This window comes from Cupriavidus sp. 2KB_3 (assembly GCF_052115685.1).
GTDB lineage: Bacteria > Pseudomonadota > Gammaproteobacteria > Burkholderiales > Burkholderiaceae > Cupriavidus > Cupriavidus campinensis.
This window is the reverse complement of the sequence record NZ_JBFRHD010000014.1, coordinates 128,775-153,923: the sequence shown is the minus strand read 5'-3', so window position 1 is coordinate 153,923 and position 25,149 is coordinate 128,775. Positions and strand designations below refer to the sequence as shown.

Annotated in this window: 25 protein-coding genes and 1 pseudogene; 19 read left to right on the top strand and 7 right to left on the bottom strand. The window is 63.3% G+C overall.

The features are described 5' to 3' along the window. Nucleotides 1-36: 36 nt before the first annotated feature. The 8 genes and pseudogenes from AB4120_RS16680 (at nucleotide 37) to AB4120_RS16645 (ending at nucleotide 8,355) form a co-directional block, all read left to right on the top strand. The gene (locus AB4120_RS16680) at nucleotides 37-1,023 is read left to right on the top strand and encodes a protocatechuate 3,4-dioxygenase (RefSeq protein WP_149138323.1); all 987 of its coding nucleotides are present in this window, start codon (nucleotides 37-39) and stop codon (nucleotides 1,021-1,023) included. 50 nt (nucleotides 1,024-1,073) lie between these two features. Beyond that, nucleotides 1,074-1,931, top strand: coding sequence for an HpcH/HpaI aldolase family protein (locus tag AB4120_RS16675; RefSeq protein WP_149138322.1), 858 nt, complete (start codon nucleotides 1,074-1,076; stop codon nucleotides 1,929-1,931). 80 nt (nucleotides 1,932-2,011) lie between these two features. Beyond that, complete coding sequence (locus AB4120_RS16670) at nucleotides 2,012-2,902, top strand: phosphate ABC transporter substrate-binding protein (protein ID WP_441642592.1); 891 nt, start codon at nucleotides 2,012-2,014, stop codon at nucleotides 2,900-2,902. Nucleotides 2,903-3,028: 126 nt separating this feature from the next. Beyond that, nucleotides 3,029-4,159 carry a porin gene (locus AB4120_RS16665; protein ID WP_441642591.1) on the top strand — a complete coding sequence of 377 codons (1,131 nt, stop codon included), beginning with the start codon at nucleotides 3,029-3,031 and terminating at the stop codon, nucleotides 4,157-4,159. A gap of 21 nt (nucleotides 4,160-4,180) precedes the next feature. Then, nucleotides 4,181-6,088: a hypothetical protein gene (locus AB4120_RS16660; RefSeq protein ID WP_441642590.1), complete on the top strand. Its 1,908-nt coding sequence runs from the start codon at nucleotides 4,181-4,183 to the stop codon at nucleotides 6,086-6,088. Nucleotides 6,089-6,182: 94 nt separating this feature from the next. Further along, nucleotides 6,183-7,043, top strand: a pseudogene (locus AB4120_RS16655) (tripartite tricarboxylate transporter substrate-binding protein); the annotation flags it as partial. A 44-nt stretch (nucleotides 7,044-7,087) separates the two neighbouring features. Continuing rightward, complete coding sequence (locus AB4120_RS16650; RefSeq protein ID WP_187645286.1) at nucleotides 7,088-7,234, top strand: hypothetical protein; 147 nt, start codon at nucleotides 7,088-7,090, stop codon at nucleotides 7,232-7,234. 56 nt (nucleotides 7,235-7,290) lie between these two features. Beyond that, a complete protein-coding gene (locus AB4120_RS16645) occupies nucleotides 7,291-8,355 on the top strand; it encodes a porin (RefSeq protein ID WP_149138320.1) in 1,065 nt (354 codons plus the stop codon). Between the two features lie 19 nt (nucleotides 8,356-8,374). Here AB4120_RS16645 and map read toward each other — a convergent pair whose 3' ends face one another. Then, nucleotides 8,375-9,142: a type I methionyl aminopeptidase gene (gene map / locus AB4120_RS16640; protein ID WP_149138319.1), complete on the bottom strand. Its 768-nt coding sequence runs from the start codon at nucleotides 9,140-9,142 to the stop codon at nucleotides 8,375-8,377. Continuing rightward, entirely contained in the window at nucleotides 9,139-9,348 is a 210-nt protein-coding gene (locus AB4120_RS16635) for a ParD-like family protein (RefSeq protein WP_149138318.1), read from the bottom strand. The genes map and AB4120_RS16635 overlap by 4 nt, the downstream gene beginning before the upstream one ends. A 366-nt stretch (nucleotides 9,349-9,714) precedes the next feature. Between AB4120_RS16635 and AB4120_RS16630 the strand changes: the two genes are divergently transcribed. Continuing rightward, on the top strand, nucleotides 9,715-9,969 hold the full coding sequence (locus tag AB4120_RS16630; RefSeq protein ID WP_149138317.1) for a hypothetical protein: 255 nt from the start codon (nucleotides 9,715-9,717) through the stop codon (nucleotides 9,967-9,969). Between the two features lie 330 nt (nucleotides 9,970-10,299). After that, nucleotides 10,300-10,518, top strand: a complete 219-nt coding sequence (locus AB4120_RS16625; RefSeq protein ID WP_441642589.1) for a hypothetical protein — start codon at nucleotides 10,300-10,302, stop codon at nucleotides 10,516-10,518. A 60-nt stretch (nucleotides 10,519-10,578) separates the two neighbouring features. Here AB4120_RS16625 and AB4120_RS16620 read toward each other — a convergent pair whose 3' ends face one another. After that, entirely contained in the window at nucleotides 10,579-11,118 is a 540-nt protein-coding gene (locus AB4120_RS16620; protein ID WP_149138315.1) for an aspartate carbamoyltransferase, read from the bottom strand. 31 nt (nucleotides 11,119-11,149) lie between these two features. Continuing rightward, nucleotides 11,150-11,764 carry an SDR family NAD(P)-dependent oxidoreductase gene (locus AB4120_RS16615; protein ID WP_262389866.1) on the bottom strand — a complete coding sequence of 205 codons (615 nt, stop codon included), beginning with the start codon at nucleotides 11,762-11,764 and terminating at the stop codon, nucleotides 11,150-11,152. Between the two features lie 453 nt (nucleotides 11,765-12,217). Here AB4120_RS16615 and AB4120_RS16610 point away from each other — a divergent pair, with 453 nt between their 5' ends. The 8 genes from AB4120_RS16610 (at nucleotide 12,218) to AB4120_RS16575 (ending at nucleotide 20,739) form a co-directional block, all read left to right on the top strand. Next, nucleotides 12,218-13,240 carry an MBL fold metallo-hydrolase gene (locus AB4120_RS16610; protein ID WP_187645285.1) on the top strand — a complete coding sequence of 341 codons (1,023 nt, stop codon included), beginning with the start codon at nucleotides 12,218-12,220 and terminating at the stop codon, nucleotides 13,238-13,240. Nucleotides 13,241-13,388: 148 nt separating this feature from the next. Continuing rightward, entirely contained in the window at nucleotides 13,389-14,423 is a 1,035-nt protein-coding gene (locus AB4120_RS16605; RefSeq protein WP_441642588.1) for a Bug family tripartite tricarboxylate transporter substrate binding protein, read from the top strand. 24 nt (nucleotides 14,424-14,447) lie between these two features. Further along, nucleotides 14,448-15,404, top strand: a complete 957-nt coding sequence (locus tag AB4120_RS16600; RefSeq protein ID WP_149138313.1) for an NAD(P)H-dependent flavin oxidoreductase — start codon at nucleotides 14,448-14,450, stop codon at nucleotides 15,402-15,404. A 12-nt stretch (nucleotides 15,405-15,416) separates the two neighbouring features. Continuing rightward, nucleotides 15,417-16,148 (top strand): enoyl-CoA hydratase/isomerase family protein, encoded by a 732-nt coding sequence (locus AB4120_RS16595; protein WP_149138312.1) that lies wholly within the window; start codon nucleotides 15,417-15,419, stop codon nucleotides 16,146-16,148. 6 nt (nucleotides 16,149-16,154) lie between these two features. Beyond that, nucleotides 16,155-17,354, top strand: a complete 1,200-nt coding sequence (locus AB4120_RS16590; RefSeq protein WP_149138311.1) for a CaiB/BaiF CoA transferase family protein — start codon at nucleotides 16,155-16,157, stop codon at nucleotides 17,352-17,354. A 33-nt stretch (nucleotides 17,355-17,387) separates the two neighbouring features. After that, entirely contained in the window at nucleotides 17,388-18,158 is a 771-nt protein-coding gene (locus tag AB4120_RS16585) for an enoyl-CoA hydratase/isomerase family protein (RefSeq protein ID WP_149138310.1), read from the top strand. Continuing rightward, the gene (locus AB4120_RS16580) at nucleotides 18,155-19,777 is read left to right on the top strand and encodes an AMP-binding protein (RefSeq protein ID WP_149138309.1); all 1,623 of its coding nucleotides are present in this window, start codon (nucleotides 18,155-18,157) and stop codon (nucleotides 19,775-19,777) included. Before AB4120_RS16585 ends, AB4120_RS16580 begins: the two co-directional genes overlap by 4 nt. A gap of 20 nt (nucleotides 19,778-19,797) precedes the next feature. Continuing rightward, the gene (locus AB4120_RS16575; protein WP_149138308.1) at nucleotides 19,798-20,739 is read left to right on the top strand and encodes a hydroxymethylglutaryl-CoA lyase; all 942 of its coding nucleotides are present in this window, start codon (nucleotides 19,798-19,800) and stop codon (nucleotides 20,737-20,739) included. Here the strand turns inward: AB4120_RS16575 and AB4120_RS16570 are convergent. After that, nucleotides 20,725-21,369, bottom strand: coding sequence for a MarR family winged helix-turn-helix transcriptional regulator (locus AB4120_RS16570; RefSeq protein ID WP_149138307.1), 645 nt, complete (start codon nucleotides 21,367-21,369; stop codon nucleotides 20,725-20,727). The genes AB4120_RS16575 and AB4120_RS16570 overlap by 15 nt on opposite strands. A 209-nt stretch (nucleotides 21,370-21,578) precedes the next feature. Between AB4120_RS16570 and AB4120_RS16565 the strand changes: the two genes are divergently transcribed. Further along, on the top strand, nucleotides 21,579-22,703 hold the full coding sequence (locus AB4120_RS16565; RefSeq protein WP_149138306.1) for a porin: 1,125 nt from the start codon (nucleotides 21,579-21,581) through the stop codon (nucleotides 22,701-22,703). 141 nt (nucleotides 22,704-22,844) lie between these two features. Here AB4120_RS16565 and AB4120_RS16560 read toward each other — a convergent pair whose 3' ends face one another. Both AB4120_RS16560 and AB4120_RS16555 read right to left on the bottom strand, forming a co-directional pair. Further along, complete coding sequence (locus AB4120_RS16560; protein ID WP_149138305.1) at nucleotides 22,845-23,843, bottom strand: Bug family tripartite tricarboxylate transporter substrate binding protein; 999 nt, start codon at nucleotides 23,841-23,843, stop codon at nucleotides 22,845-22,847. A 38-nt stretch (nucleotides 23,844-23,881) separates the two neighbouring features. After that, entirely contained in the window at nucleotides 23,882-25,096 is a 1,215-nt protein-coding gene (locus tag AB4120_RS16555; RefSeq protein ID WP_149138304.1) for a CaiB/BaiF CoA transferase family protein, read from the bottom strand. Nucleotides 25,097-25,149 lie beyond the last annotated feature (53 nt).

Here is a 25,149-nt window from a genome sequence, read left to right as displayed (position 1 = left end):
CCTCAACGAATCCAATCAACCTGCTGAACTATTCTTATGGCGAAAATCGTATTTGGGATGGCAGTTCCCCACAGTGGCATGCTGGGGCAACCGCCGGAGGACTGGCTCAGGAACGGCGAGCGCGACCGCGCCAACCCTGAGCTCTGGTTCCGCAACCGCACCTGGACCTATCCCGAACTGGAAGCGCATCGCGAGGCGGCGTTCGAGAAATACCTGACCCTCGACGAGCGCACGGCTCGCGCCGCACGGTGTCGCGTGGCGCTCGATAAGATGGCTGCTGCTTACCGCGAGGCCGACATCGATGTGGCCATCATCCTCGGGAAGGACCAGAAGGAAATATTCACCGACTTCTCGCCTTCGATAGCGATCTACAGCGGCGAGGAAGTACACAACGGCCCGCCGCAGCGCGCGGTGTATGCGCCCGACCACCACGTGGTGCATCAGTGCCATCCAAAGCTTGCCACCTATCTGATCGAGCATTTCCAGCGCGAGAACTTCGACCTGACGGATCTCTTTGCGTGGCCCGACAACGTGTGGATGAAGCCGCTGCCCGCGTATCCGGTGGTGCCGCATTCGTATAGCTTCGTCTACCACCAGATCATGGGCGACAACCCTCCGCCCCATGTGCCCATCGTCATGAACTGCTTCTATCCGCCGACGCAGCCATCGATGTCGCGCTGCATCGAGTTCGGCCAAGTCCTGCGCGATGCCATAACCGCATGGCCCGAAGACGTGCGCGTTGGCATCTTCGCCTCGGGCGGCCTGTCGCATTTCGTCAATGACGAGGAATTTGACCTCCGCATCATGAAGATGCTGGCCGAGTACGACTACGACGGGCTTGCCGCGGTGGACAACCGCTCCTATCAGTCGGGCACGTCCGAGATCAAGCTCTACGTCAGTGTCATGAAGGCTGTCCAGGAAACCGGCGCAGAGATGACGCTGGTGGATTACGTCCCGTGCTGGCGCACGCCCGCCGGTACCGGCGAGGGTATGGGCTTCATGTACTGGAAGGGGCAGGACTGACAAGCGCCCTCCAGCACCCGTTCACCGACATTCCTTAAGAGATACACACCATGAACGATACCCGCCTCAACGGCATCATCCGCGCCTTCGAATCGGGCAAGCCTGCCTACGCAGCCTTCTCCAAGCTTGACAGCCAGACGGCCATCGAGATGAGCGAAGCGCCCTATGACGGTGTCGTCTTCGAGATGGAGCACAACCCGTACGACGTCTCCGCGCTGGGTGACGCGATGCAGTACATGCTGAGCCGGAAGGCCATCGTCGAGCGAGGCACGGTGGCGCCCGGCGTGACGCCGATCGCGCGCATTCCGGCCAATGGCGCCGAGATGAACCAGTCGTTCGCAAAGCAGGTGCTGGACCGCGGCTGCTATGGCGTGATCTGGCCGCACATCTCGACGGTGGATCAGGCCTATAACGCCGTGGCCGCATGCCGCTATGCGCGCCCCAGGCATGCCCCGTTGTACGAGCCCAAGGGCATCCGTGGCGACGGCCCCGCCAACGCCGCGCGCTATTGGGGGTTGAGCATGGCTGACTACTACAGGAAGGCCGACGTGTGGCCGCTGGCGCCCGAGGGCGAGCTCCTTGTCGGCCTGATGTGCGAGAGCACGGAGGCCATCGAGAACCTCGACGACATCCTGGCCAACGTGCCCGGGATCGGCTTCATCCTGATCGGCGAGGGCGACCTGAGCCAGCAACTGGGCTTCGCTCGCCAGTACGACCATCCGGAGGTGGTCGACGCAATGCGCCAGATCGTGGAGACCTGCCACAAGCACAAGGTGGTCGTGGGCAACCCGCACGTCGGGGCCAAGAACCACAAGCGCCTGCTGGAAGAGGGTTACCGCTTGCTGATGTCGGCGCCGCTCAAGAGCTATGGCGTGGTGGGCGCGGCGCGCGAACAGGCGGGCTACTGACCAGGCAGCGTGGCGAGTGTTTCGCCACGCGGATCGATTCGAGTGAAGCGGCTGGGAGAGCGGCTGCGGAAGGAGTGAACATGACCATGGCAGTTTCCGAGGTGCCAACCCTGCGAACGAACCTCGCCGAGTACGCGGTAACCAAAGCGTTGCGCGATGGCCAGGTGTCGTCCGACGTGGTGAAGCTGGATTTCTGCGGTCCGACGCCGGCGCACAGCGGCTTCAAGAGCATGGTGCGCGAGAACGCTTTCGACGCGGGCGAGTTGGCGATCGTTACCTTCTTGCAGGCCAAGGCGTACGGCAAGCCGTACGTACTACTGCCGGCACCGATCTCGGGGCGCTTCCAGCACCACTGCGCCGGCTTCAATATCGACTTCGGTCATCTCGATCCAAAGGATATCGAGGGCAAGAGGGTGGGCGTGCGCACCTACACACAGACCACTGCGCTGTGGATTCGCGGCATTCTGCGCCACGAGTATGGCGTGGATCTCGACAAGGTCATGTGGATGACGCTCAACGACGGCCACCTGGCCGAGTACAGCGATCCGGCCAATTGTCAGCGCCTGCCCAAGGGATCGTCGATCCCCGACATGATGCTCCAGGGCGAGCTGGCTGCGGCGCTGCTGGGGGAAGACATGCCGAAGGATCCGCGCGTGCGTACGCTCGTTCCCAACGCGCAGGAAGCGGCGAAGGACTGGTTTGCGCGCGAAGGTGTGGTGCCCATCAACCATATGTTCGTGGTTCATGAGGACGTCTCGAGGCAGCGGCCGGATATCGTGCGTGAGCTATATCGGATGGTTGTCGAGAGCCGCCGCCAGGCTGACGTGCCGTCCCTGTTCCCGCCTGTCGGACTCGAGGCCAACCGCAAGGGCATCGAGCTGGCGATCGACTGGGCGCTCGATCAGCGCATTATTCCTCGCCGCCTGTCGGTGGACGAATTGTTCGACGACGTGACTGGCAGCCTGGGCTAGTCCGGACGGAGGGAGGCTGTCGGGGAGAGGAATGGAGCTGTAGTGCCAAAAGAAGAGCAGGTCCGCCGCTGTCGATGACGGCGCGCCAACAAATCTGCCTCCAACAATAAAATCGAGGAGACAACAATGAAGAAGAAGTTCGCTGCATGCGCTTGCGGTGCGGCGTTACTGGCCGCGCCGGCATCGGCGCAGGTGGGGCAGCAGCCGCAGAACGTGCCCCAGCCGACGTCGGTCACGCTGTACGGCCTGATTGACTTGGGAGTGGAGTACATCCACGGGACACAGACTGGCCCGAATTCGACCGGCAGTCAGGCGCGCATGGGCTACGGAGGGGCCCCGTCGCGCTGGGGCATCAAGGGCGTCGAGGATCTGGGCGGTGGCCTCAAGGCGCTCTTCACGCTTGAAGGGGGCATCATGGTCGATACCGGTGGCCAGAGCCAGTCGCGCATGTTTGGCCGCCAAGCCTGGGTGGGCTTGCAGGGGGATTGGGGCACGATCAGCTTTGGGCGACAGTACACGATGCGGTACTACGGCATGCTCGATGCCGACATCTTCGCGGCTGCCTCGCAAGGCCTGGGTGTGCTCGATGCGGGCATTCCCAACGCGCGCGCCGACAATTCGATCTCGTATCGCGGTGCATTCGGGCCCATCAGTGGCGGTGTGAACTACAGCCTTGGCCGCGACGCGGCGTCCGCTAACAACCCAGCTGCGACGAACTGCGCGGGCGAAGTGGCCGGCGACGCGAAACAATGCCGCGAGTACTCGGCGTACCTGAAATACAACGGCGGCAGCTGGGGCGTCGTGAGCGCCTATGAGCGGATCTACGGCGGCACCGCGGCAACGTATGGCGGGCTGGCCAATTCGAACCTGACCGACAGCCGCCTGACCGTGAACGGTTATCTGCAACTGGGCGAGACCCAACTGGGGGCCGGGTGGCTCAAGCGGGATAACGAAGGTAGTGCCACGCCCAAGAGCAATTTGTACTGGATCGTTGCGTCGCAGCCTGTGGCCACGGCGTTCACGATCGACGGCATGGTTGCAATGAACAAGTTCGAGGATTCGCCCAATAAGGCGCTGCTCTTTACCTTGCGCGGCAGCTACACATTCTCCAAACGCACGCTCGCGTATCTGTCCGCGTCGATGATAAAGAACGGCGGCACGCTGGCCTCCCCGGTCAGTTCGAATCCACCTGGCACGCCGCCGCTTCCGGGCGGCTCGGAGCAATCCGTCATGGCCGGTATCCGGCACGTGTTCTAAAACAACAGGAGACAACGCTTCATGAATCGCACTCATATTCTTAAGACTTGCGCGATGTTAGTAGCCGTCGTAGGCGCGATTGTGGCCGTCCCGTCGCGGGCCGGTTCTTCCGTCAAAGGCGAACTGCTTTTGAATCGCATCGGGCCGGTCAGTTCCGAACTGTATGTGTCGAATGCCGATGGAACCGGCGAGCACAAGCTCCTGGGTACCAACGGGTTCGACTATCACGCCTCATTCTCGAAGGACGGCCAGTGGGTCGTCTTCACGTCGGAGCGCGACGGCTTGGGCCAGTCCAACATTTATCGTGTCAAGGTAGACGGTACGGGATTGCAGCGGCTGACGGACCATATCGCCGTCGATGACCAGGCCGTGTTTTCTCCGACCGATGCCAACGTGATCGCCTTCGTTTCGTCGCGCAAGGGTGCAGACGGCTGGGCAACGTCCAACATCTGGACACTCAATATCGCAAGCGGGGCGCTGAAGAACGTGACCGGTTCGCTGCCGTTTGATCCGACGAAGCCGCATGGGTATTTCCGGCCGTCGTGGTCGCCGGACGGTCATTGGCTGGCAATGTCCTCCGACGTTGGCACCGACTGGCGCGGCCACGATCTGCCCAATGGCTGGGAACGCACGCAGGAGAGCGCGATCTACGTGATCCGGCCCGACGGGGGCGGTTTTCGAAAAATTTCCGGCAATCCAGGCTACGCCGACGGATCGCCATCGTGGTCACCGGACGGATCGAGCCTGGTGTTCTACGAATCGCCGCAGGAGGCTACCTGGGGTGCCCACCGTCCGGAATTGATCAACACGGTAAGCTCCCAGATCGTCTCGGTAAACGTGTCGACGCTTGCCAGGACGACACTCACCTCGGCGCCGGGCTACAAGGTATTCCCTCAGTATGTGGGCAGCGGGGTTGTCTATCACGTCAAGGGCGGCGCCACCGAAGGGCTCTACAGCACGAATGGCGCATTCCGCTCCACCGCAGGCACAGGTCTGCGCTCGCCGAACTATTCGGCTGACGGTGCACGCATGATCTACGAGAGGGTGACATTCCAGCCGGCGCGCACGAATGGCACCAACCTGTACAGCTTCGACAGGCAATGGAGCTACAAGTACACGGACGTATTCCCGCAGTTGTCGCGCGATCGCCAGAAGCTGGTCTACACCGAAAAGGCGGTCAATGGTTCCATCGCAACCATCAACCCCGATTTCACTGGCTACGCGCGCATCTACGATCCTGCGACAAGCGGTGTGGACCCGTCTCTGATCGCCAAGGGCCTGGCCGGTGCCTTCCAGCCGACCTGGTCGCCCGACCGCAAATGGGTGGCGTTTGGCGTCGGCCAGTGGTTCCTGACCCGCGCCGCGGGCCCGGGCCGAATCGCGCGCATTCGGGCCGACGGCAGCATGAACGGCATGCCGGAGTTCCTGACCGATGGCAGTATCAACTCCGGCTTCCCAAGCTATTCACCAGACGGTGCGAAGATCGTCTACCGTGTCTGGAGCCCGTCCGAGGTGGGGCTGCGGGTCATCGACGTGAATACCCGCACCATCACCACGCTGACCACCGAACCCGACAATACGCCGGGTTGGTCGCCCGATGGCAGCAAGATCGTATTCACGCGCAAGCTGGTCGATCCGACGAATCCGAATAAATTCAACTACGACGTCTTCACCATCAAGCCGGACGGTAGCGAGCTGAAGCGCCTGACCACGCACGGAGCAAACGACGGTCACGCGGTATGGACATGGGACAACCGGATCCTGTACAGCTCGGGGGTGTATGGCTACCGCGACGAAGTGGCGCTCTACGACTTCACATTCCAGCCTGACGGCCAGAACTGGGTAATGAACGCGGATGGCTCCGACAAGCGGCCCATTACCGACACGATCTGGGAAGAGGCGATGCCCCTTTACGTGCCGATCCGATAAGTCCTGTTGATGTAGCGATGTGCTTTTGGAGCCGTGCTTCGCACGGCTTTTTTTACGTTGCGCAAGGCGCGGCGTCTCGAACGGCCGAATCCACGTTCATGCTGGCTCGGGCGTCGATGCCATCGCCCGCGCGGCGGCACCGGCGCTCGGCAAGACGCTCGGTCAGCCCGTGGTGATCGAGAACCTGCCCGGCGCGGGCGGCATCACGGGCGCCGCGGCGGTGGTCAAGGCCGCGCCGGACGGCAGCACGCTCGGGCGGGTGTCCAACAACCACGTGATTAATCCGAGCGTGTTCAAGTCGATGCCGTTCGACGCCATCAAGGACGTGACGCCGATCAGCGTGATAGGGGCCACGCCGCTGGTGCTGGTGGTCAATCCCAAGATGCCCGTGAAGTCCGTCAAGGAACTCGTGGCGCTGCTCAAGGCCAGGCCGGATGCCTACAACTACGGCTCGTCCGGCAACGGCACCATCCTCCACCTGGCCGTGGAGATGTTCCTCGACGACGCGGGCGTGCGGGCGCGCCATGTGCCCTACAAGGGCACCGGGCCGCTGGTCACCGACCTGATCGCCGGGCAGGTGGAGATGACCGTGATCTCGCTGCCGTCGATCCAGCCGCACCTGAAGAGCGGCATGCTGCGCGCGATTGGGCTCTGCGGCGCCACCCGCACTCCAGCGGCGCCGGACCTGGCCACGATCGCCGAACAGGGCCTCCCCGGCTACAACGTGGAGGGCTGGTTCGCGCTGGTCGGCCCGGCCAACCTGCCGCCGGCCGAAGTGCGCCGCCTGCACGACGCGTTTGCCAAGGCCTTCACGACCCCGGAAGTGGTGGAAGCGCTCAGGAAGCAGGGCACCGTGGTGCAGCCCGGCACGCCCGAGTCCGCCGCGAGCTACTTCCGCAGCGAGGCCGCCCGCTACGCGGCGCTGGTCCGCAAGGCCAACGTCACCGTCGAATGAGGGCCGGCGGGTCTTTTTCATCCCCTCCATATAAGAAGACAGTCATGGCCCTCTACCAGATCGGCGCGCTCGCGCCCACGATTGACGAATCCGCCTACGTAGCGAATGCCGCCACGGTTCTGCCCTTCAACGCTGACGACTACGCGCGCCGGGCTGCGCATTGCAAGACCGCGCTGGAGCGGCTGAGCTAGTCCGGCCTGAAGCGGAGCCCGCACCACAACACCAAAACAAATCCAACGGAGGAGAGATGAAATCACGACAGCTCGTCGGGCTGGCGGCGGGCGCGGCTTGCCTGCTTTCGGGCACCGCCCATGCGCAAACGGCGTCCACGACCGTGACGCTTTACGGATTGGTCGATACCGGTATTGAATACCTGAGCCATGCGGGGCCGGGCGGCTCGGGCGGGGTGGCGCGGCTGTCGCCGGGCAACGTCACGGGCTCGCGCTGGGGCCTGCGCGGCAAGGAAGACCTCGGCGGCGGGCTGAACGCGGTGTTCGTGCTCGAGAGCGGGGTAAACAGCGACACCGGCTCGTCAGGGCAGGGCGGGCGGCTGTTCGGCCGGCAGGCCTTTGTCGGTCTGGGCGGCAACTGGGGTACGGTCACGCTGGGCCGGCAGATCAATACGCTCTACGACCTGTTCGTGCCGTTCGATCCGGTCCGCTATACCAGCTATGGCCTGCTGTCACAGGATGCGCAGTTCGCCAATCGGGCCGATAACGCGGTCAAGTACACCGGCAACTTCGGCAATCTGACGATCACGGGGCTCTACAGCGCCGGCTACGACGCCAATATCGCCAACGGTGCCGAGGTGCCCGGGGCGCCGCGCATCGGCCAGGAACTCAGCGCCGGCACGAGCTACACTATCGGCAAGCTCGGCATGGTGCTGGCCTACGACCAGCGCCGTGGCGCGGCTGTCGCCACCCAGGCCAATGTCGAGCGCCGCTATGCCACTGGCCTGCTCTGGTCGTCGGGGCCGTTCACGGCGGTGGTTGGGTATCGCTTCCTGCAAGGCACCATCGCGGCGCCGTCCCTGCGCGCCCACCTGTACTCGTTGGGCGGCTCCTACAACATTACCCCAGCCTGGGTGTTCCGGGCCGGCGTCTATCGCACCGATCGCCGCGATTCCCCGGACGACGCGATGAGCTACGCGATTTCCACGCTATACAGCCTGTCCAAGCGGACAGACCTGTATCTCAATGCTTCCTATATGAATAACAAGGGGGCGTCGGCGCTGAGCGTGGTGAATGGCGGCACCGGGTATGCGGGGGTCGACCAGACCGGAGTGGTGATGGGGGTGAAGCACATCTTCTGATGTGGCCTATCACCATGCGTCAGTTCGGCACGCTTTCGTCCGTGCGTAGCGTCAGCACCCGAACGCCGTTTCGCGTTACGGCGACCGTGTGCTCGAACTGTGCGGAAAGCTTTCCGTCACGCGTCACCACAGTCCAACCGTCGTCTTCGGTATGAACCGCATGCCGTCCCTGATTGATCATCGGCTCGATGGTGAACACCATGCCTTCTCTCAGCACCAGACCCGTGTTCGGCTTTCCCCAATGCAGAACCTCTGGGGGCTCGTGCATTTCTCGGCCAATGCCGTGCCCGCAGTATTCCCGTACGACTGAGTAGCCATTGCGGCGAGCATGTCGCTCGATGGCATGCCCCACATAACCTAACCTCGCGCCCGGGCGAACGGCTTTGATTCCCTTCCACATCGCTTCATACGTTACCCGCACGAGTTGTTGGGCAAGCGGAGAGACTTCGCCGATCAGATACGTCTTGCTGGAATCCGCGATGTAGCCATTGTTCTCCAGCGTGATATCGAAATTCACGATGTCGCCGTCCTGGAGGATCTCCGTGGGGGACGGAACGCCGTGGCAAACGACGTTGTTACGGGAGGAATTGAGGGCGTAGGCGTACCCATACTGCCCTTTGCTGGCTGGGCGCGCGTGAAGTTCGTCGACAATGAAGTTGTCCACCAGATCGTTGACCTGCATGGTGGACATTCCGACCAGATTCAGGCGATCCAAGTGAGAAAAAACGTCGGCCAATAACCTGCCCGATTCGGCCATCAGGGCAATTTCCCCAGGTTGCTTGGTCACGAAGCAACCCTCAAGCTCTGCGCAACAACACCTGCATCCCGCAGTTCGCGAGCGACAATCTCATTGAAGCTTTGCGTGGGATTCAATTCGCACAGCATGCCAATCTTCATCCAGAACGCTGCCTGAGCGTTGATAGACCGGCATGACACGCCGCTTGCCTTGCGCAACTGGTCATGCAACTCGCCATCGATGTTTACGATGCCCATAGTGCTATCCGTATATGAAACATATACGAATCATATAGGCAATCGCGCCAGCTGTGCAAGCGCTGACATCGCTCCACTCCTGGTCAGCCAGCAACAGCGCGCTCATATGGGCAGCAGGGGGGACCTACGAGGTATCACTGTGTACGCCCGTTAGACGTCGTTCCCGCACTTCACCATCTTGGGATGGCGGTGCCAATCAGAGTGCCCCAGAGACGACTTCGGTGGTACGCGCCCGGCTTGGGGGCGCTCGCGAATACTTGATGTGGATCAGGCCACGGCCCAACTGCCCCTCTATATTGGCTTGGCAACCGTAGCACTCGCTATCCCTCGGGATTCACACCTTTCTCATAGACTGGAAGCACGCACATGAAAAAGATCGCTGGCATCATTTTCCTAACCGCGGCCCTCTCGACGATGGCGTGGGCTCAGCAGGGCAGTCCTGGAACTAGCTCGACGAATGATCATCTGGTTCAGATGCGCTTGGAAATTCAAGCCGCACGAAAGGAATATGATCGAAAAGTCAAGGACGCTAAGGGCGTGTTTAATGAAGCGAAGAAGGCAGCTGCGCAGGAGCGCGACACCGCGATTTCGGCAGCTCGCGCTAAAGGTGGCCAAAGCTAGTCGAAATGGCCAGGAGGGCGGTGCTGACAGACGCATCACGGGTGGCACCGGCCTCGCTTCGACCGGCCTCGCGCAAGGCGTTGGCCCCTCGGTTCTTAGCCGAGTAGGTTGGATCCCTCCAACGGTGGTCGCCAAGTGGTGCATGAAAATAACGACTTCAACGTATCGTTTTATATCGTCCATCCCCTGCTTGCCACGACATACACTACCTCACAGCCAAGTACGCATGACGCGATAGCGCGCCGAACCACTCTCGTAATCTCTCACGCAACACCGCGACTTGGCGTGATCTACGGGTTGGCGTTGCGATGGGATGACATAGATAAGCTAATGAAACCCCTCCTTATGGTCTGTGCCGGCATGATGGCGCTCTCATGTTCCGTCGTGGCAGTGGCAGGCCCGGATTTCTACATCATCGAAAAAGCCCGTGCGGCCAAGCATGCCGGGCAGCAGCAGGCGAAAGCGAGCGAATCGACCGCCGGTAAAGCGCCTGGGCGCATTGCTAATTCGGTAACGCCGCGAGACGTGGTGTACAAGCACGGTGGGTGATCTGGCCCAGCGGGATTGAACCCAGCGAGCGCCAGGACACGCGTGTTCACCATCGGTAGCCTATTCGGACTTGGACGGCATGCCGGATGCATGATGGTGCATGTCCGAATGGGGGCCTGCCATGGCGTCGTGGCCATGGTCAGACAACTGGGCGTCAAACCACTGATGCAAGGCGGCAACCAGCCGGGGTTGTTGGGTCCGGTAGGAAATCTCTCCACCGTTCGGCAGGTCGCGGTAGTCGATCTTCAACTCCCCGGGCTTGGCTGCACGAAGCGCCTCCAGGCCGGGCATGTTCTTGCCGTGAATATGCTCTGGTCCGGCGAAATCTCCCTTGCTGAACTGCTGTGCAATGACAGCCAGATGTTGGCGAATCAGCGCCACCTGTTTAGGGTCCGTCTGTTTCGTCACGACCCGCTGGACACCGCCGTCCGCAGTCTTGGTAAAGATGTGCGTGGTGGCTGCAAGGGAGAACGGCATCACGTCGCTCCCGCGTTGAGCCACGTCTGCTCGGCTAGCCGACACCTCGGCAAAGGCGGGTGACGATAGGACGCTTGCGCCGCATAGCGCCCCGAAAAGCAGTGCAGTTGAGTAGCGTGCCATGGAAGCCTCCAATCATGAATTCGCCTGCAGTCTAACGCGTGCCGCTAGCCACGGATCGTTGCCGCGTATGGCGCGACGACCTTAACCGGTTTCGAGGGATATTCCTGCGCGGCGATGCAAAGCGGCGCGAGCGCAAGCAAAGCGCTGCCCACCACGCCGGCCAGCGCCGTGCGCGTCTTGTCATACATGGTTGTCTCCTTGTCGTTTTGGTGTACTGCGAATACTGCGAGAAGCGTTGCTGCATCCAGCTTAGGACCTGGCCGCCGTCGACCGGTATGACGGCTCCGGTCATGTACCGGCCCGCGTCGGACGCCAGCAGCAGCATGGCGCCGTCGAGATCGGACGGCTTGCCGAACCGTCGCATGGGAATCCGCTTCAGGATGCCTTGCTCGATGCCGGCGAATTCGGCGTGCATGTCTGTCTCGATATTGCCCGGGGCAATCGCGTTGACGCGGACCCCCTTGCCGGCCAGTTCCAGCGCCATGATCTGCGTGAGGTGAATGAGCGCGGCCTTGGACGCGCCGTAGCTCGACATCTGGCCACCGGCACGCAGCCCTGATGACGACGCGATATTGACGATGCTTCCCTCGCCGCGCTGCACCATGCGGCGCGCCGCTTCCTGGGCCATCAGGTAGGCGCCCTTCACGCCACAGCTGCGCCGGTGCCCGCGAGCATGCGCGCTGTATGGAGCCCAATGCCGCTGGAAGCACCGGAGATGAAGGCGGCTCGGCCTTGAAGATCGAACAGGGATGCCTGAGCGTTCATGGAGACGATTTCCTGGCCGTCGCCCCTGATATTCCGGAAATCGGACCACGCCGGCGAAGGTGAGGAGAGTCTAGGGCGCACCGTACCGCACGCCAACGGCGCGTTCCGCGGTGCGGTTTTGCGTTGTGGTTCGCGCCGTCAGCGGGGGTGGCGGAAACCCAGGGGGAATGTCATGAATTGACGGTATATACGACATATGAGACACGCTCAACGCCAGTATGATCGAAGCTCCCAATCGCATTTCCAAGAGACATTCCATCTATCGCCGACTACGGGTGCGTGCACTTGGCATGTCGGTGCAGCACGCGTTCGCACTAACAAGGAGATTTAAGGAATGAAGGTATTCGTAAGGTTTGGCGCGGCTGTTGAGAATCCACGTATATTTTCTGGGCGGCTACTTATATCCATATTGATTGGCGCAACCCTTCTGCTTGGCTCTGGAGTATCTTTTGCCGACTCTGTGAATCAACCCATGGCAGGCAAGGATGCCACGCCAAACGACTATTTCCACACCGGGGCAGGCGCGCGATATTTGCGTCGTGCAGAAATGGATATCGTCGTGAAACCTCTGCGCGGGAATATCACTGTGTTGATGGGATCCGGCGGCAACATCACGGTTCTGTCGGGCAAGGAAGGAAAATTCCTGGTCGATGCGGGGGTTAGCAAATCACAGGAAAAGCTGCGAACTGCGCTCGACAAAATCGGGCCAGCGCGCCTCAAATATGTCGTGAACACGCATTGGCATTGGGACCATACCGATGGCAATGCCTGGATGCATGAGGCTGGCGCCACTATCGTAGCGCACCGGAACACCTTCAAGCATTTGACTGAGACGACGCATGTTGACGCATGGAACTGGACGTTCGATCCGGTGCCGGCAGATGCCCGTCCAACGCTCCTGGTTGATAACGAAAAAGCATTTTCTTTCGCGGGCTCCAAGATCGAAGTGAAAAATCTAGGGGATGGCCACACGGATGGCGACCTGTGGGTGTACTTCAAGCGTGCCGATGTGCTGGCGTTGGGGGACACATTCTGGAATGGCATTTATCCGTATATCGATAATGAGGACGGTGGCAGCATTAATGGCGCCATCGATTGGGCTAACAAAGCCGTCGCGCGCACGACCGACCACACGATCGTTGTCCCTGGTCATGGCCCGGTCGGCACGCGAGCGCAACTGATCGAATTTCGCGACATGCTGGTCACTGTGCGCAACAACGTTGCAGCGCTGAAGCAGCAAGGAAAGTCGCTCGACGAAATCATTGCCGCAAAGCCGACGGCGGTCTTCGATGCCAAATGGGGGAATTTCGTATTCAACGGAGCTCAGTTCACGAAGATGGTGTACGCAGGTCTGTGAGTCGATGGATTCGACGCATGTGCCGTCGCGCCCCGCCTTGAGCGCTGCGGTGGCTGTGTAGCGGAGCGAAGACGAGCCATTGAGCCGCCCACAGGGCGGCTTTTTTGCTTCTTACGGCGCCGTCAACAAGGGCAGGAGGTCGCAAATAGTGGACAAACGCAACGATATAAAATACTATGTCCACAAATATCGAAGCAGTTCTAATAAAGGAGACATGATGTTGCGCCTGATGATGTGCTCGCTATGGACGGCAGTCCTGCTGATGGTTGCCCCTGCGCAGGCGGCTTACCCGGATCGGCCGATTGTTCTCGTGGTGCCGTTCGCGGCCGGTGGTCCGGCTGACGTGATGGCGCGCACGCTTGCCAAGTCCATGGGCACGCGGCTCGGGCAGCCGATCGTCGTGGAAAACCGGCCTGGCGCAGGCGGGCTCGTGGGCATCTCGGCCGTGACGCGTGCCACGGCGGATGGCTATACGCTGGGCATGGCCGGCACGGGCGCTATGGTCTACGCACCCTTCATTTCTCCCAAGATGCCGTTTGACCCGCTCAAGGACGTGGCTTACCTGAGCACGATGGTATCCACCCCCAACCTGCTGGTCGTCAATGCCAGCTCGCCATTCAGATCGGTCGCCGATCTGCAGGCGGCGGCCAAGCGCGAGCCCGAGAAGTTCACGGTTGCGTCTGCTGGTGTGGGTAGCAGCACGCACGTAGTTGGCGCGCTATTCCAGCGCGAAGCGGGCATTCGCCTGCGCCACGTGCCTTACAAGGGCGGCGCGCCCGCCGTGCAGGACCTGATGGGTGGACAGGTGGACATGTTCATTGCCGAGGTCCCGGCGGTTGCGCACCTGATCAAGGGCGGCAAGCTCCGTGCGCTGATGGTGACGGACACCAAACGGCTCGCGGCGCTTCCGGATGTGCCCACGGCGGCCGAGGTCGGCCTGCCGAAAGTCCTTGCCGCAGGGGCGTACGGCATAGTCGCGCCACGCGGCCTGCCCGACGATGTGGCGCGCAAGATCGTCGATGCCGTTACCGCCGCATTGCGCACCCCCGACCTCATCGAGAAGTTTGCCGAACAGGGCGGCGTCGCCCAGTCCAGTACCCCCGATGCCTACCGCGCGCTGATCAAGGCCGAGCAGGGGCGATGGGCGCCCGTGATCAAGGCTGCAGGCATCACCGCGGAATAACCGCTTTTGCAGAGGAATCAACAGATGAGCTTCAAGACGCGAATCACGGAGTTGCTTGGGATCCGCTACCCCATCATTCAGGCGGGTATGAGCTGGGCGTCGTCGAGCTCACCGCTCGTCGGGGCGGTATCTAAGGCTGGCGGCCTGGGCGTGATCGCGGCGGGCCCGATGCGCCCCGATGATCTGCGCCGCGCGATTCGCGAGGTCCGCGAGATTACCGGTGCGCCGTTCGCGGTCAACGTTGCGCTGTACAACAAACGGGCGGCCGAGCATCTGGAGATCGTGCTTGAGGAACGTGTGCCGATCCTCATCGCGTCGCAAGGCAGTCCGCGCGAACACATCGGCCGCTTCAAGGCCGCCGGGGTGAAATGGCTACACGTGGTGGCGCATCCCGACCATGCGCGGAAGGCGGCGGCCGCCGGCGTCGATGGGCTGGTCGTGGTGGGCGGCGAGGCGGGTGGCCATCCGCCGCCCAGCGGCACGAGCACGCTGGTGCTGGTGCGGTTGATTGCGCGCGCCGTTGACCTGCCGATCGTGGCCGGTGGGGGAGTTGCCGACGGCGCGGGTGTGGCCGCGATGCTTTGCCTGGGCGCCGATGCCGTGCAGATGGGCACACGCTTCCTCCTGACACCCGAGGCCTCGCTGCATGACGCCTACAAGGAGAAGGTGCTGGCAGCCGGAGTGGGGGATACCACGCTCGTAGGCTGGCGTGGCTTGCCGATTCGCGCGGTGCGCAACGCCTTCACCGACGAGTACGAGGCTGCGGAAAGGGCCGGTCAGCCGCGCGAGGCGCTGGAGGCACTGTTTGGCAGCCGGTCGCTGAAGATGGCCGCCATGGATGGCGATGTCGATCAGGGCAAGGTCGAGGCAGGCCAGAGCGCCGCGCTCATCGATGGACTGGAGCCCGCCGCCGTGCTGGTCGAGCGGATTGCGGCAGAGACGCGCGAAGCGATGGCGCGTATGGCAAATCAATGGAAGTAGAGAGGTGGGGACATGAGCGAACTGCAGATTGAGGACGTTGGCCGGGTGCGCGTGCTGCGCATGAATCGCCCGGAAAAGCGCAACGCGCTGAACAATGCACTGACCCGTGGGCTGGTGGAGGCTTTGGCGGCGGCCGAAGCCGATGATGCCGTGCACGTGGTCGTGCTCACGGGCAATGGTTCGGCCTTTTGCGCCGGCGCCGACATTGGTGAGTTCAAGGACCTGACCCCTGACCAGATGTCGCGCGTGGAAGAACGCGCCGAACTGACAATGCAACTGCATCTGAGCGTATCGCGCATGAGCAAGCCCGTGATTGCTGCCATCAACGGATTCGCGATGGGCGGCGGTGCGGGGCTGGCCATTGCCTGCGATCTGGCGCTGGCCGCGCGGTCGGCGCGCATCGGCTATCCGGAGGTGAAGCATGGCATCGTGGCCGCCATCGTGCTGCCAAACCTGACACGGCAGATTGGCCGCAAGGCGGCATTTCACCTGGTGGCCACCGGCGACTCGATCGATGCGGACCGCGCAGTCGAACTGGGCATGGTCAACGCCGTGCATGACGACCACGTACTGATGGATGAGACCATGGCGCTGGCCAGTCGGCTGGCAGAGGTCAGCCGAGCGGCCATGGCCACCACCAAGCAGACGTTCCACCACGTGGTGGACTTGCCGCTGGAGGCCGGCCTGGAGGTCGGCCGCGAAGCCAACAAGCGCATGCGCAGCTTCGTGCGGACCGAGCGGTAGCGCGCCATGAGCAAGCCACTCGAACACATCACGATTCTCGATCTTTCGCGGGTGCTGGCCTGCCCGTTCGCATCGATGATTCTTGCGGAACTCGGTGCCACGGTGATCAAGGTCGAGCAGCCTGGCGCCGGTGACGAGACCCGCACCTTCGAACCGCAAGTGGAGGCCGAGGGCGGTAGCGAAAGCGCCTACTACATGGCGTTCAATCGGAGCAAGCAGTCGATCACGGTCAACCTGCGCAGCGAAGCTGGGCAACAGATCGTGCGGGATCTGGCAGCGAAGGTCGATGTGGTGATCGAGAACTTCCCGGTCGGCACGCTCAAGCGCTATGGACTTGGCCCCGAGACGCTGCGCGAGATCCATCCGAAGCTGGTCTATCTGTCCTGTACCGGGTTCGGACAGACCGGCCCCTACGCCGCGCGCAAGGGCTACGACACCGTGTTCCAGGCGATGGGCGGGCTGATGAGCCTGACCGGCGAGCGCGGCGGCGGGCCGGTGAAGCCCGGCTTGCCGATGGCAGACCTGACGTCCGGCCTGTGGGCCGCCATCGCCGTGCTCTCGGCGCTGCAAGGCCGCAGTGCATCGGGGCAGGGCTGTCATATCGATCTTTCGATGTTCGACGCGCAGGTCAGCCTGCTTACGCTGGCGGCGGCGCGCTGGTTCGCACTGCACGAGGTGCCGCCGCGCATGGGCACGGAGCACCCGGGGCGTGTGCCATCGGCGAGCTTTCAGGCTGCGTGCGGCCGCTGGCTTCATATTACGGCGAGCGACCAGCACTGGGCGCCGCTCTGCCAGGTGCTGAAACTCGAGACCTGGGGAGCCGATCCGGAACTGCAGACGAACGCGGGCCGCGTGCGGCGGCGCGACGAAGTGATGCAGCGGCTGACCGAGGCCATCGCGGCGTGCGAGGGTGCCTCGCTGTGCGAGGCCATGGATAACGCGGGCGTGCCCGCCGGCCCGATCAAGTCGGTGGACGAAGTCCTGTCAGATCCCCACGTGCAGGCGCGTGGCATGGTGGCGGAATTCGACCATCCGGTCATCGGCACGTTCCAGGCACTGCCAGTGCCGCTGCGCTTCGACGGCTGGGACAACCCCGAGGTGCGACGGCCACCATTGCTCGGCGAGCATACGGACGAGGTGCTGCGCGACTGGCTGGGCATGGACGCGCAACGTATAACGGCGCTGCGCGAAGCCAAGGCCATCTAGGGTGTAGCGAAACCGAGGCGTATCGAGATAACCATGACTGAATCGAACGAAGCGGGCACGGCGTCCGCCGTGCTCTATGCGGTGGAAGGCGGCGTTGCCACCATCACACTGAACCGGCCGGACAGCCGCAACGCGCTGAACCTGGCCATGTGCGAGGGGTTGCAGGCCGCGGCCACGGCGGCTGCCGCCGATCCGGCGGTGCGTGTCGTACTGGTGCGCGCTGCCGGTCCGGCGTTCTGCGCGGGCGCCGACCTCAAGGAACGCAAGACGATGGATGAAGCGCAGGTGCTGGCCCGCCGCATGCGTGGGTTCTTTGCCTACGACGCGCTGGAACGCCTGCCGATGCCGGTGATCGCCGTGGTGGCCGGCTCGGCAGCAGGTTCAGGCGTGGAAATCGCCGCGGCCTGCGACTTTGCCGTGGCCACGCCCGATGCCAGTTTCTGGACACCGGAGGCGCAGTGGGGCACCGTGGGCGCGACCCAGCGTCTGGCGCGCATCGTCGGCAAGCGACTGGCCAAGGACATGATGTTCACCGGACGACGTCTGACAGCGGCGGAGGCGCAGGACGTCGGACTCGTCACGCGCGTTGTCGCGCCTGACAGCCTGGACGCCGAGGTGGCAGCCATGGCGGCAAGCATCGCCAAGGCGCCGCCGCTTGGCATGCGGCTCGCCAAACGCTGCATCGATCGCGGCATCGAGCTGGGCCCGCGCGGTGCGCTGGCCGAGGAACTTCTGGCAATCGAAGAAAATCTGGCCCGCTCCGACTGGCGGGCGGGAATTGGTGGATTTGGAGGCAAGGCATGACGTGGGAACCTCGCACATTGGCAGCGGTGCTGGCGCAGCAGGCCCGCCTGGGTGGGTCGCGCCGCGCATTGGTCACGCCTGACGGCGCCGTCACATGGACTGAACTCCAGGTGCAATCGCGCCGGGTTGCCAAGGCGCTGTTGGCGCGCGGCGTGAAGCGCGGAGACTTCGTGGGCCTGCTGTGTGGTAACGATGCGCATTGGGTAGCGAGCTTCTATGGCGCCGCGCTGATCGGCGCCGTGACTGTGCCGGTCAATACGCGTTTCAAGGCCCCAGAGATCGAGTATTGCCTGCGCGAGTCCGATGTGCGGCTGCTGATCCTGGCTGACCGCTTCCTGAAGATCGATTTCATGGCGTTCCTCCGCGAGGTGGAACCGGCTGTCGACCAGGGTTTGCCGGGGCAGGCGCTGCCACTGCTTGGCAACGTGGTGGTGGTCGGCAGTGATGTGCCACGCGCGGGGCTTGGCTGGGAAGCATTTCTCGCCGCCGGCGACGTGCTCTCCGATGAAGCGCTCGCCGATGCCACGCGTGTCGTGACGCCGGACGATCTGCTGCTCATCCAGTTCACTTCGGGCACGACGGCGTACCCGAAGGGCGTGATGCTCACGCACGACAATATGTTGCGCAATGCTTCGGCCGTTGGGCAACGGCTTGGCATCGAGGCATCGGATTGCTATTTCAACTGTCGGCCGTTCTTTCATGTGGCCGGCTCTACGCTGTCGCTCCTTTGCGCGCTGTGCGCAGGCGCGAGCATTGCCACCCTGCCGACGTTTGACGCTGGCGCTGCACTGGCGATGATGGAGCAGGAACGCTGCACCTTCATCTCAGGCAATGAGACGTTGTTCCAGATGCTGATTTCCCACCCGTCGTTCGATCGCTCGCGCTTGCATCTGCGTGGCGGGTGGGCCGCGGCAGGCCCCGACACGATGCAGCGCATCATCGACGAAATGGGCATCGAGCGCATCTGCTGGGCATATGGCCTGTCGGAGGCATCACCCAACGTCGCGATCAATGACTGGCGCGACGACGCAGCGTTGCGCGTGGGCGGGCTCGCGCGCCCGCACGATGGCGTGGCGGTGCGGATTATCGACGAGGCATCGGGCACCGTCTGTGGCGCCGACGAGGTGGGCGAGATCCAGGTCAAGGGCTGGGGCGTCATGCGGGGCTATTACAAGCAGCCCGAAGCGAACGCCAAGGTATTCACCGCGGACGGCTGGCTGCGCACCGGCGATCTCGGGGCGTTGCGCTCGGATGGGTGCCTGCGGCTGGTTGGCCGGCTGAAGGACGTGTTCCGCGTCGGTGGTGAGAACGTGGCACCCGCCGAGGTGGAACAGGCCCTGTTGTCCCATCCCGCGGTGGCCTCGGCGCAGGTGGTGGGGGTGCCCGACGCGAGGTTGGGCGAAGTGCCGGCCGCGTTTGTCACGCTCAAGGCCGGCATGACGCTGGATGCCGAGGCGTTGCTGGCTTGGGCCAGACCGCGCATGGCAAATTTCCGTGCGCCGCGCTATGCCGAGATCGTGACGGACTTCGAGCGCATCGGCATGACCGCCAGCGGCAAGGTGCAGAAGAACAAGCTGCGCGAGCACGCCATCGCGTTGTTTCACCCGTCGAACCCATGAACCCCGAGCCGGAGACGTCCATGACTGCCGAAGTCGTCCTGTGTGAGTGCTTTGCCCGCGACGGGTTGCAGCATGAGCCCGATTTTGTGCCCACCGAAACGAAGGTCGCCCTCGTCGATCGATTTGCGGCCATCGGCTTTCCCCGCGTGGAAGCCACGTCGTACTCGAACCCGAAGGTCGTGCCCCAGTTTGCGGACGCCACGGATCTGCTGCGGGCGCTGCCGCGCCGCGATGGCGTGATGTACAAGGCGACCTGTGCCAACGGGCACGCGGTGCAGCGCGCACTCGCAGACCGGGATGCCGGCTTCGGGGCCACGGAGGTGAGCTTGCTGGTGTCGGCCTCGTCGTCGCACTCGGAGCGCAACCTCAAGCGCACCCGGGACGATCAATGGCAGAACATCCGCGCCATGGCAGACGCGGCGCGCGGGCATTTCCGCATGATCGGCACGATCTCGGTAGCGTTCGGCTGCCCGTTCGAGGGCCATGTCGATCCGCAGGAAGTCTTGCGCGATGTGGGGCGGTTTCGGGATGCCGGTGTCAGGTTCGTAACGCTGGGCGACACGACCGGCATGGCGACGCCTGGTACCGTGCGCGCGATGTTCCGTGCCATGCGCAAGGACTTTCCGGATGTCACGCCGATTGCGCATTTCCATGACACGCGGGGCACCGGCCTGGTCAACTATGTTGCTGCGCTGGAAGCCGGGGTGACGCACTTCGATTGCGCGATGGGCGGCGTGGGCGGCCATCCCGCCAAGGTGCAGTACGGGGGCGGACACACCGGGAATGTATGCACCGAGGACTGGGTAGCGCTGCTGGACGCGATGGGCGTCCGTACGGGCATCGAGCTGGACGGCATGCTGGCGGTCGCCCAGCAATGCGAAACGATTCTCGGCCGACCGTTGCACAGCCGGGTGCTGCGTAGCGGCCTGAACCCCTTGCGTACGGGTTTACAAGCCGTCTGAGCCGCCCGGGCCGCCTACGAGCCGGTTGAGGCGCGACACCAGCGAGCGGATTTCGGCCAGATCGAGATCGGCGCCGCCACCCTGTTCCGTGGCGGCGTCAGCCGCCGGCGCCTGGGTCTCCGCTTCGTCGATGGGCTCTCCCGCGGCGGCCCGCCGCTCTTCGTCCAGCACGTCGCGCGCGCTGGCGGTGAGCATCGACAGCATTTCCATCAACTGTTTGCGCTGCTCTGGGCTGAGCGGGCTCAGCAGCCGCTCGTTGCGCGCATTGGCGTCGACGATCACCTTCCGGTAGAGCGCATCGCCGGCCTTGGTCAGGCTCAGCAGCACGGCGCGCGCATCGGCATCGCTACGCTCGCTGACGATCAATCCGCGCTCGATCAGACCCGACACGGTGCGGCTGGCGTAGCTCTTGTCCAATGCAGCGCGTCGTGCGAGTTCCTTCAACGAAAGCGGTGCGTGTGCGCCAAGCATGCCGATCGATCGCCATTCCAGCAGGGTCAGCCCGAACTTGCGCTGCACGCGCAACGATGCGCTGGCGGCAGAAAGGCCAGCCAGATTGTGCAGACGTGAGGAGAGCAGGTCGGTAATGATCCGCGGCACGGCACCAGCGTTGCGTTTCGTTGTGCTCATTGGCGAAGGTTTCCATTAGTTGAATCTGTCAACGATTCTAACTGCATTGTCCACGGCAAGCGACAGATTGACACGTCCATATAGTTGACGATGTCCATCATGTAATTTACATTGGAAACCAATTTGAGAGCGGTAAAACAAGAAGGAGGAGACAGGATGGACGGCAAGGGAGCAGTGACCAAGATCAGCTTGAAGGGTGGGCTGACGTCATGAAGAAGATTTCCACACTTGGCATCATGTTGGCGGTTGCGGGCACCGCGCATGCTCAGACATCGGTCACGCTATACGGCCTGATCGATACGGCGATTGCCTATCAATCGCACCAGGTGGCTGCGACGAACGGCGCGGGGCGTGCCACGGGCAGTGGTGGTGCTGTGGGCATCGTGCCGGGCTTCTTCAACGGATCGCGTTGGGGGATCCTGGGCAGCGAGGACCTTGGCGGCGGTACCTCCGCAGTCTTCAGGCTGGAGTCGGGATTCAGCCCAGACACCGGTGTCTCGCTGCAGGGCGGGCGGTTGTTCGGCCGGCAGGCCTGGGTTGGGCTCAATGCCGACTACGGGCAGATCACGCTTGGCCGCCAGTACAGCGTGCCGTTCGATATCCTGCTCCCGTTCGACACGATTGGCTGGGGCAATACTGGCGCGAGCGATGTCTGGGTGCAGTTGCTGGAAGGCTCGCGGCTGGATAACTCGCTCAAGTACCAGCAGGTTGTGGGACCGCTGAAGCTGGAGGCGGCCTATTCCGCAGGCGAATTTGCGGGCGGTGCATCGTCTGGCTCGACCTACGCGGCGGGCGTGGGCTATACCCGCGGTCCGCTCGGATTGGGCATCGTGGGCCAGCAGGCGCGAGATCCTGCCAGGAACAAGCAGACCAATGCCGGCGTTGGCGCGTCATACGCGATAGGTCCTGTGACCTTCCACAGCTACTACCTTTACACGCGACGGGATGCGGCGTTTGCCCCATCTGGCAGCCAGGACTTCGCGCCGACCTACGGCACCAATGCGCAGTTCTATGCCAACCCAGGTATCACCAACATCGGCGTTGGCACGGCGGCAAGAACGGACCACGTGTTCCAGTTCGGCACCACGTATCAGGTCACGCAAGCGGTGGTCGTGAAGGCGGCCGCGATCTATGACGCCGCCAATAACGTCAACGCGGCGGGAGAGAGCGGCCACAAGTTGTCCGCTTTCCTGATTGGTGACTACTTCTTCTCCAAACGGACCGACATGTACATCGCGGCGACCTACAACAAGGTCAGCGCAAGCATGAATGGCCCGTATGGCGGACATGACGACAGTGTTGGGGTGTTTCTCGGCATGCGTCATCGGTTCTGACCCGCTGGTGCAGAGCCAAGCAGAACTCGCGGCGCCATACATTGGCGCCGTTTTTTCTGGTGGCGGATGGGATGGGCCAACTGTGCTTCACGCCGCCTTTTCCAGCCGTTCGGCGGCACAGTCACCGATGACGGCCGGCCGTCAGTTGGCGGTGATGTTCTTCGCCTTGACGATGGCGCTCCAGCGGTCGTAGTCCTTGTTCAGCCGCGCCTGCATCTGCTTGCCGTCCTGGAACGAGGCGATGGCGCCGGCGCTCACCAGCTTTTGTTGCAGTTCCTTGTCGCCGGTGACGATCTCGCGGGTCTCGCTGGCAATGCGGTCCACGATGGCCTGGGGCGTCTCCAGCGGCGCGATCAGCCCGCCCCAGGAGTCGAAGTCGAAGCCCGGGAAGCCTTGTTCGGAAACCGTCTTCACGCCGGACAGCAGCACCTTGGCGTTCGGCGAACTCAAGGCAATTGCCTTGAGCTTGCCCGCGCGGATGTGGGGCAGGGCGGCTACCACGTCGGCGAACATGATGCCGACCTGTCCGCCCAGCAGGTCTGCAACGGCCGGCGCGCTGCCGCGGTACGGCACGTGCTGCATGTCGAAGCCGCCCAGGTCCTTGAGTTGCTCCATGGCCAGGTGCCCGAAGCTGCCGGTGCCGGAGCTGGTGTAGTTCAGCGGGGTCTTGCTGGCCTTGGCGAAGCGGATCAGGTCCGGCAGGGACTCCACGCCAGGCACCACGGCGGGGTTGATGACGACGGCCATCGGCAGCACGTAGACGGTGGCCACGGACAGGAAGTCCTTCTTCACGTCATAGGCGTTGTTCTTGTACATCAACGGCGCCAGCAGGGCTGGCATGCCGAACATCGACAGGCTGTAGCCATCGGCCGGGCTCTTGATGAAGCTGGCCGTGCCGATGGAACCCGACGCGCCCGGCTTGTTCTCGATAATGACCTGCTGCCCGAGCCGCTCCGACAGCTTTTGCGCCACGATCCGGGCGGCGGTGTCCGTGGGGCCGCCCGCCGGGAACGCGACGGTCATCTTGATGAACTTCTCCGGCCAGCCGGTCTTGGCCAGCACGGCGGGCATCATCGATGCCAGGGAGGCCGCGGCGCCGGCCTTGAGTATCTGGCGGCGGCTGAGTCGCAGCTTGGTCATGGGTCTTGTCTCCAGTCTGTTGAATTGAAATATCGGGATCAGATCACGCCTCGGGATCGCAGGCCCGCGATAACGTTGTCGTCGAGTTGTAGCACTTCCTTGAAAATTTCCGTGGTGTGCTCGCCCATATGGGGCGGCGGACGGCGCACGGGCAGGCGCTGGCCATCCATCGCATAGGGCGGGGCCAGCACGGCCTGCGCACCGGCCTCGGTGTCGTGGAAATGGTGCAGCAGCCCCGCGTCGGCGGTGCGTTGGGACTGCAGCGCGTCGAGCATGCCCAGCACCTCGCCGCAGGGAATCTGGGCGGCGGTCAGCCGTTGCAGCAGTTCGGCCCGGGTGAAATGACGCAGGGTTTCGCGCAGCGCAGCCAGCAGGGTGTCGCGATGGGCCGAGCGGGCTGTGTTTGTCGCAAATCGCTGATCTTCCGCCCATTCAGGACGGCCGATGACCTCGCGGCAGAATCGCTGGAACTGGCCGTTGTTGCCCACGGTAATCACAAGCGGGCCGTCGGCGGCCTCGAAGACCCCGTAGGGAACGATGGACGGGTGGGCATTGCCGAACTTCGGCGGATCGCCGGCCTTGAGCAATGCTTCCATGCCGTAGTACGACGTGATCATCAGCCCGCAATCGTAGAGGGCCATTTGAACATGGCGTCCGCGCCCTGTGGTGTGGCGCGCGAACAGCGCCGCCAGGATCGCCTGCCCGGCGTACATGCCGGTGAACATGTCCACGGCCGCGACGCCGAACTTCAGCGGCCCTTGCCCGGCCTCGCCGTTGGTGGCCATCACGCCGGCTTCGCCCTGTACCACGAGGTCGTAGCCCGGACGCTCGGCCTCCGGCGTGAAGCGTGCGTAGCCGGAGATCGAGCAGTACACGAGGCCCGGATTGTCCGCGCTGAGCTGTTCGTAGCCCAAGCCGAGCTTTTCGGCGCCACCGACCTTGAAGTTCTGGATCACCACGTCGCTGCGCGCGGCCAGTTGGCGCGCCAGCTGCACGCCCTCTTCGCTCTGCAGGTCCAGGGTGACCGAGCGCTTGTTGCGGTTGGCACTATTGAAATAGGAGGTATTGCGCGTGCCGATCCGCACGCCCCAGTCGCGGGTGTCGTCGCCCCGCTCGGGGTGCTCGATCTTGATGACGTCGGCGCCGAGGTCCGCCAGGGCCATCGCACACATCGGCCCCGCCAGTACGCGCGAGAGGTCGAGGATGCGCACGCCTGCCAGCGGCAACGGCGCGGCTTGATCTTGTAGTGCCATGGTTATCTGTCTCCTGTCAGCGCATTGTCTATATGTTCCGAATGATTGACAAT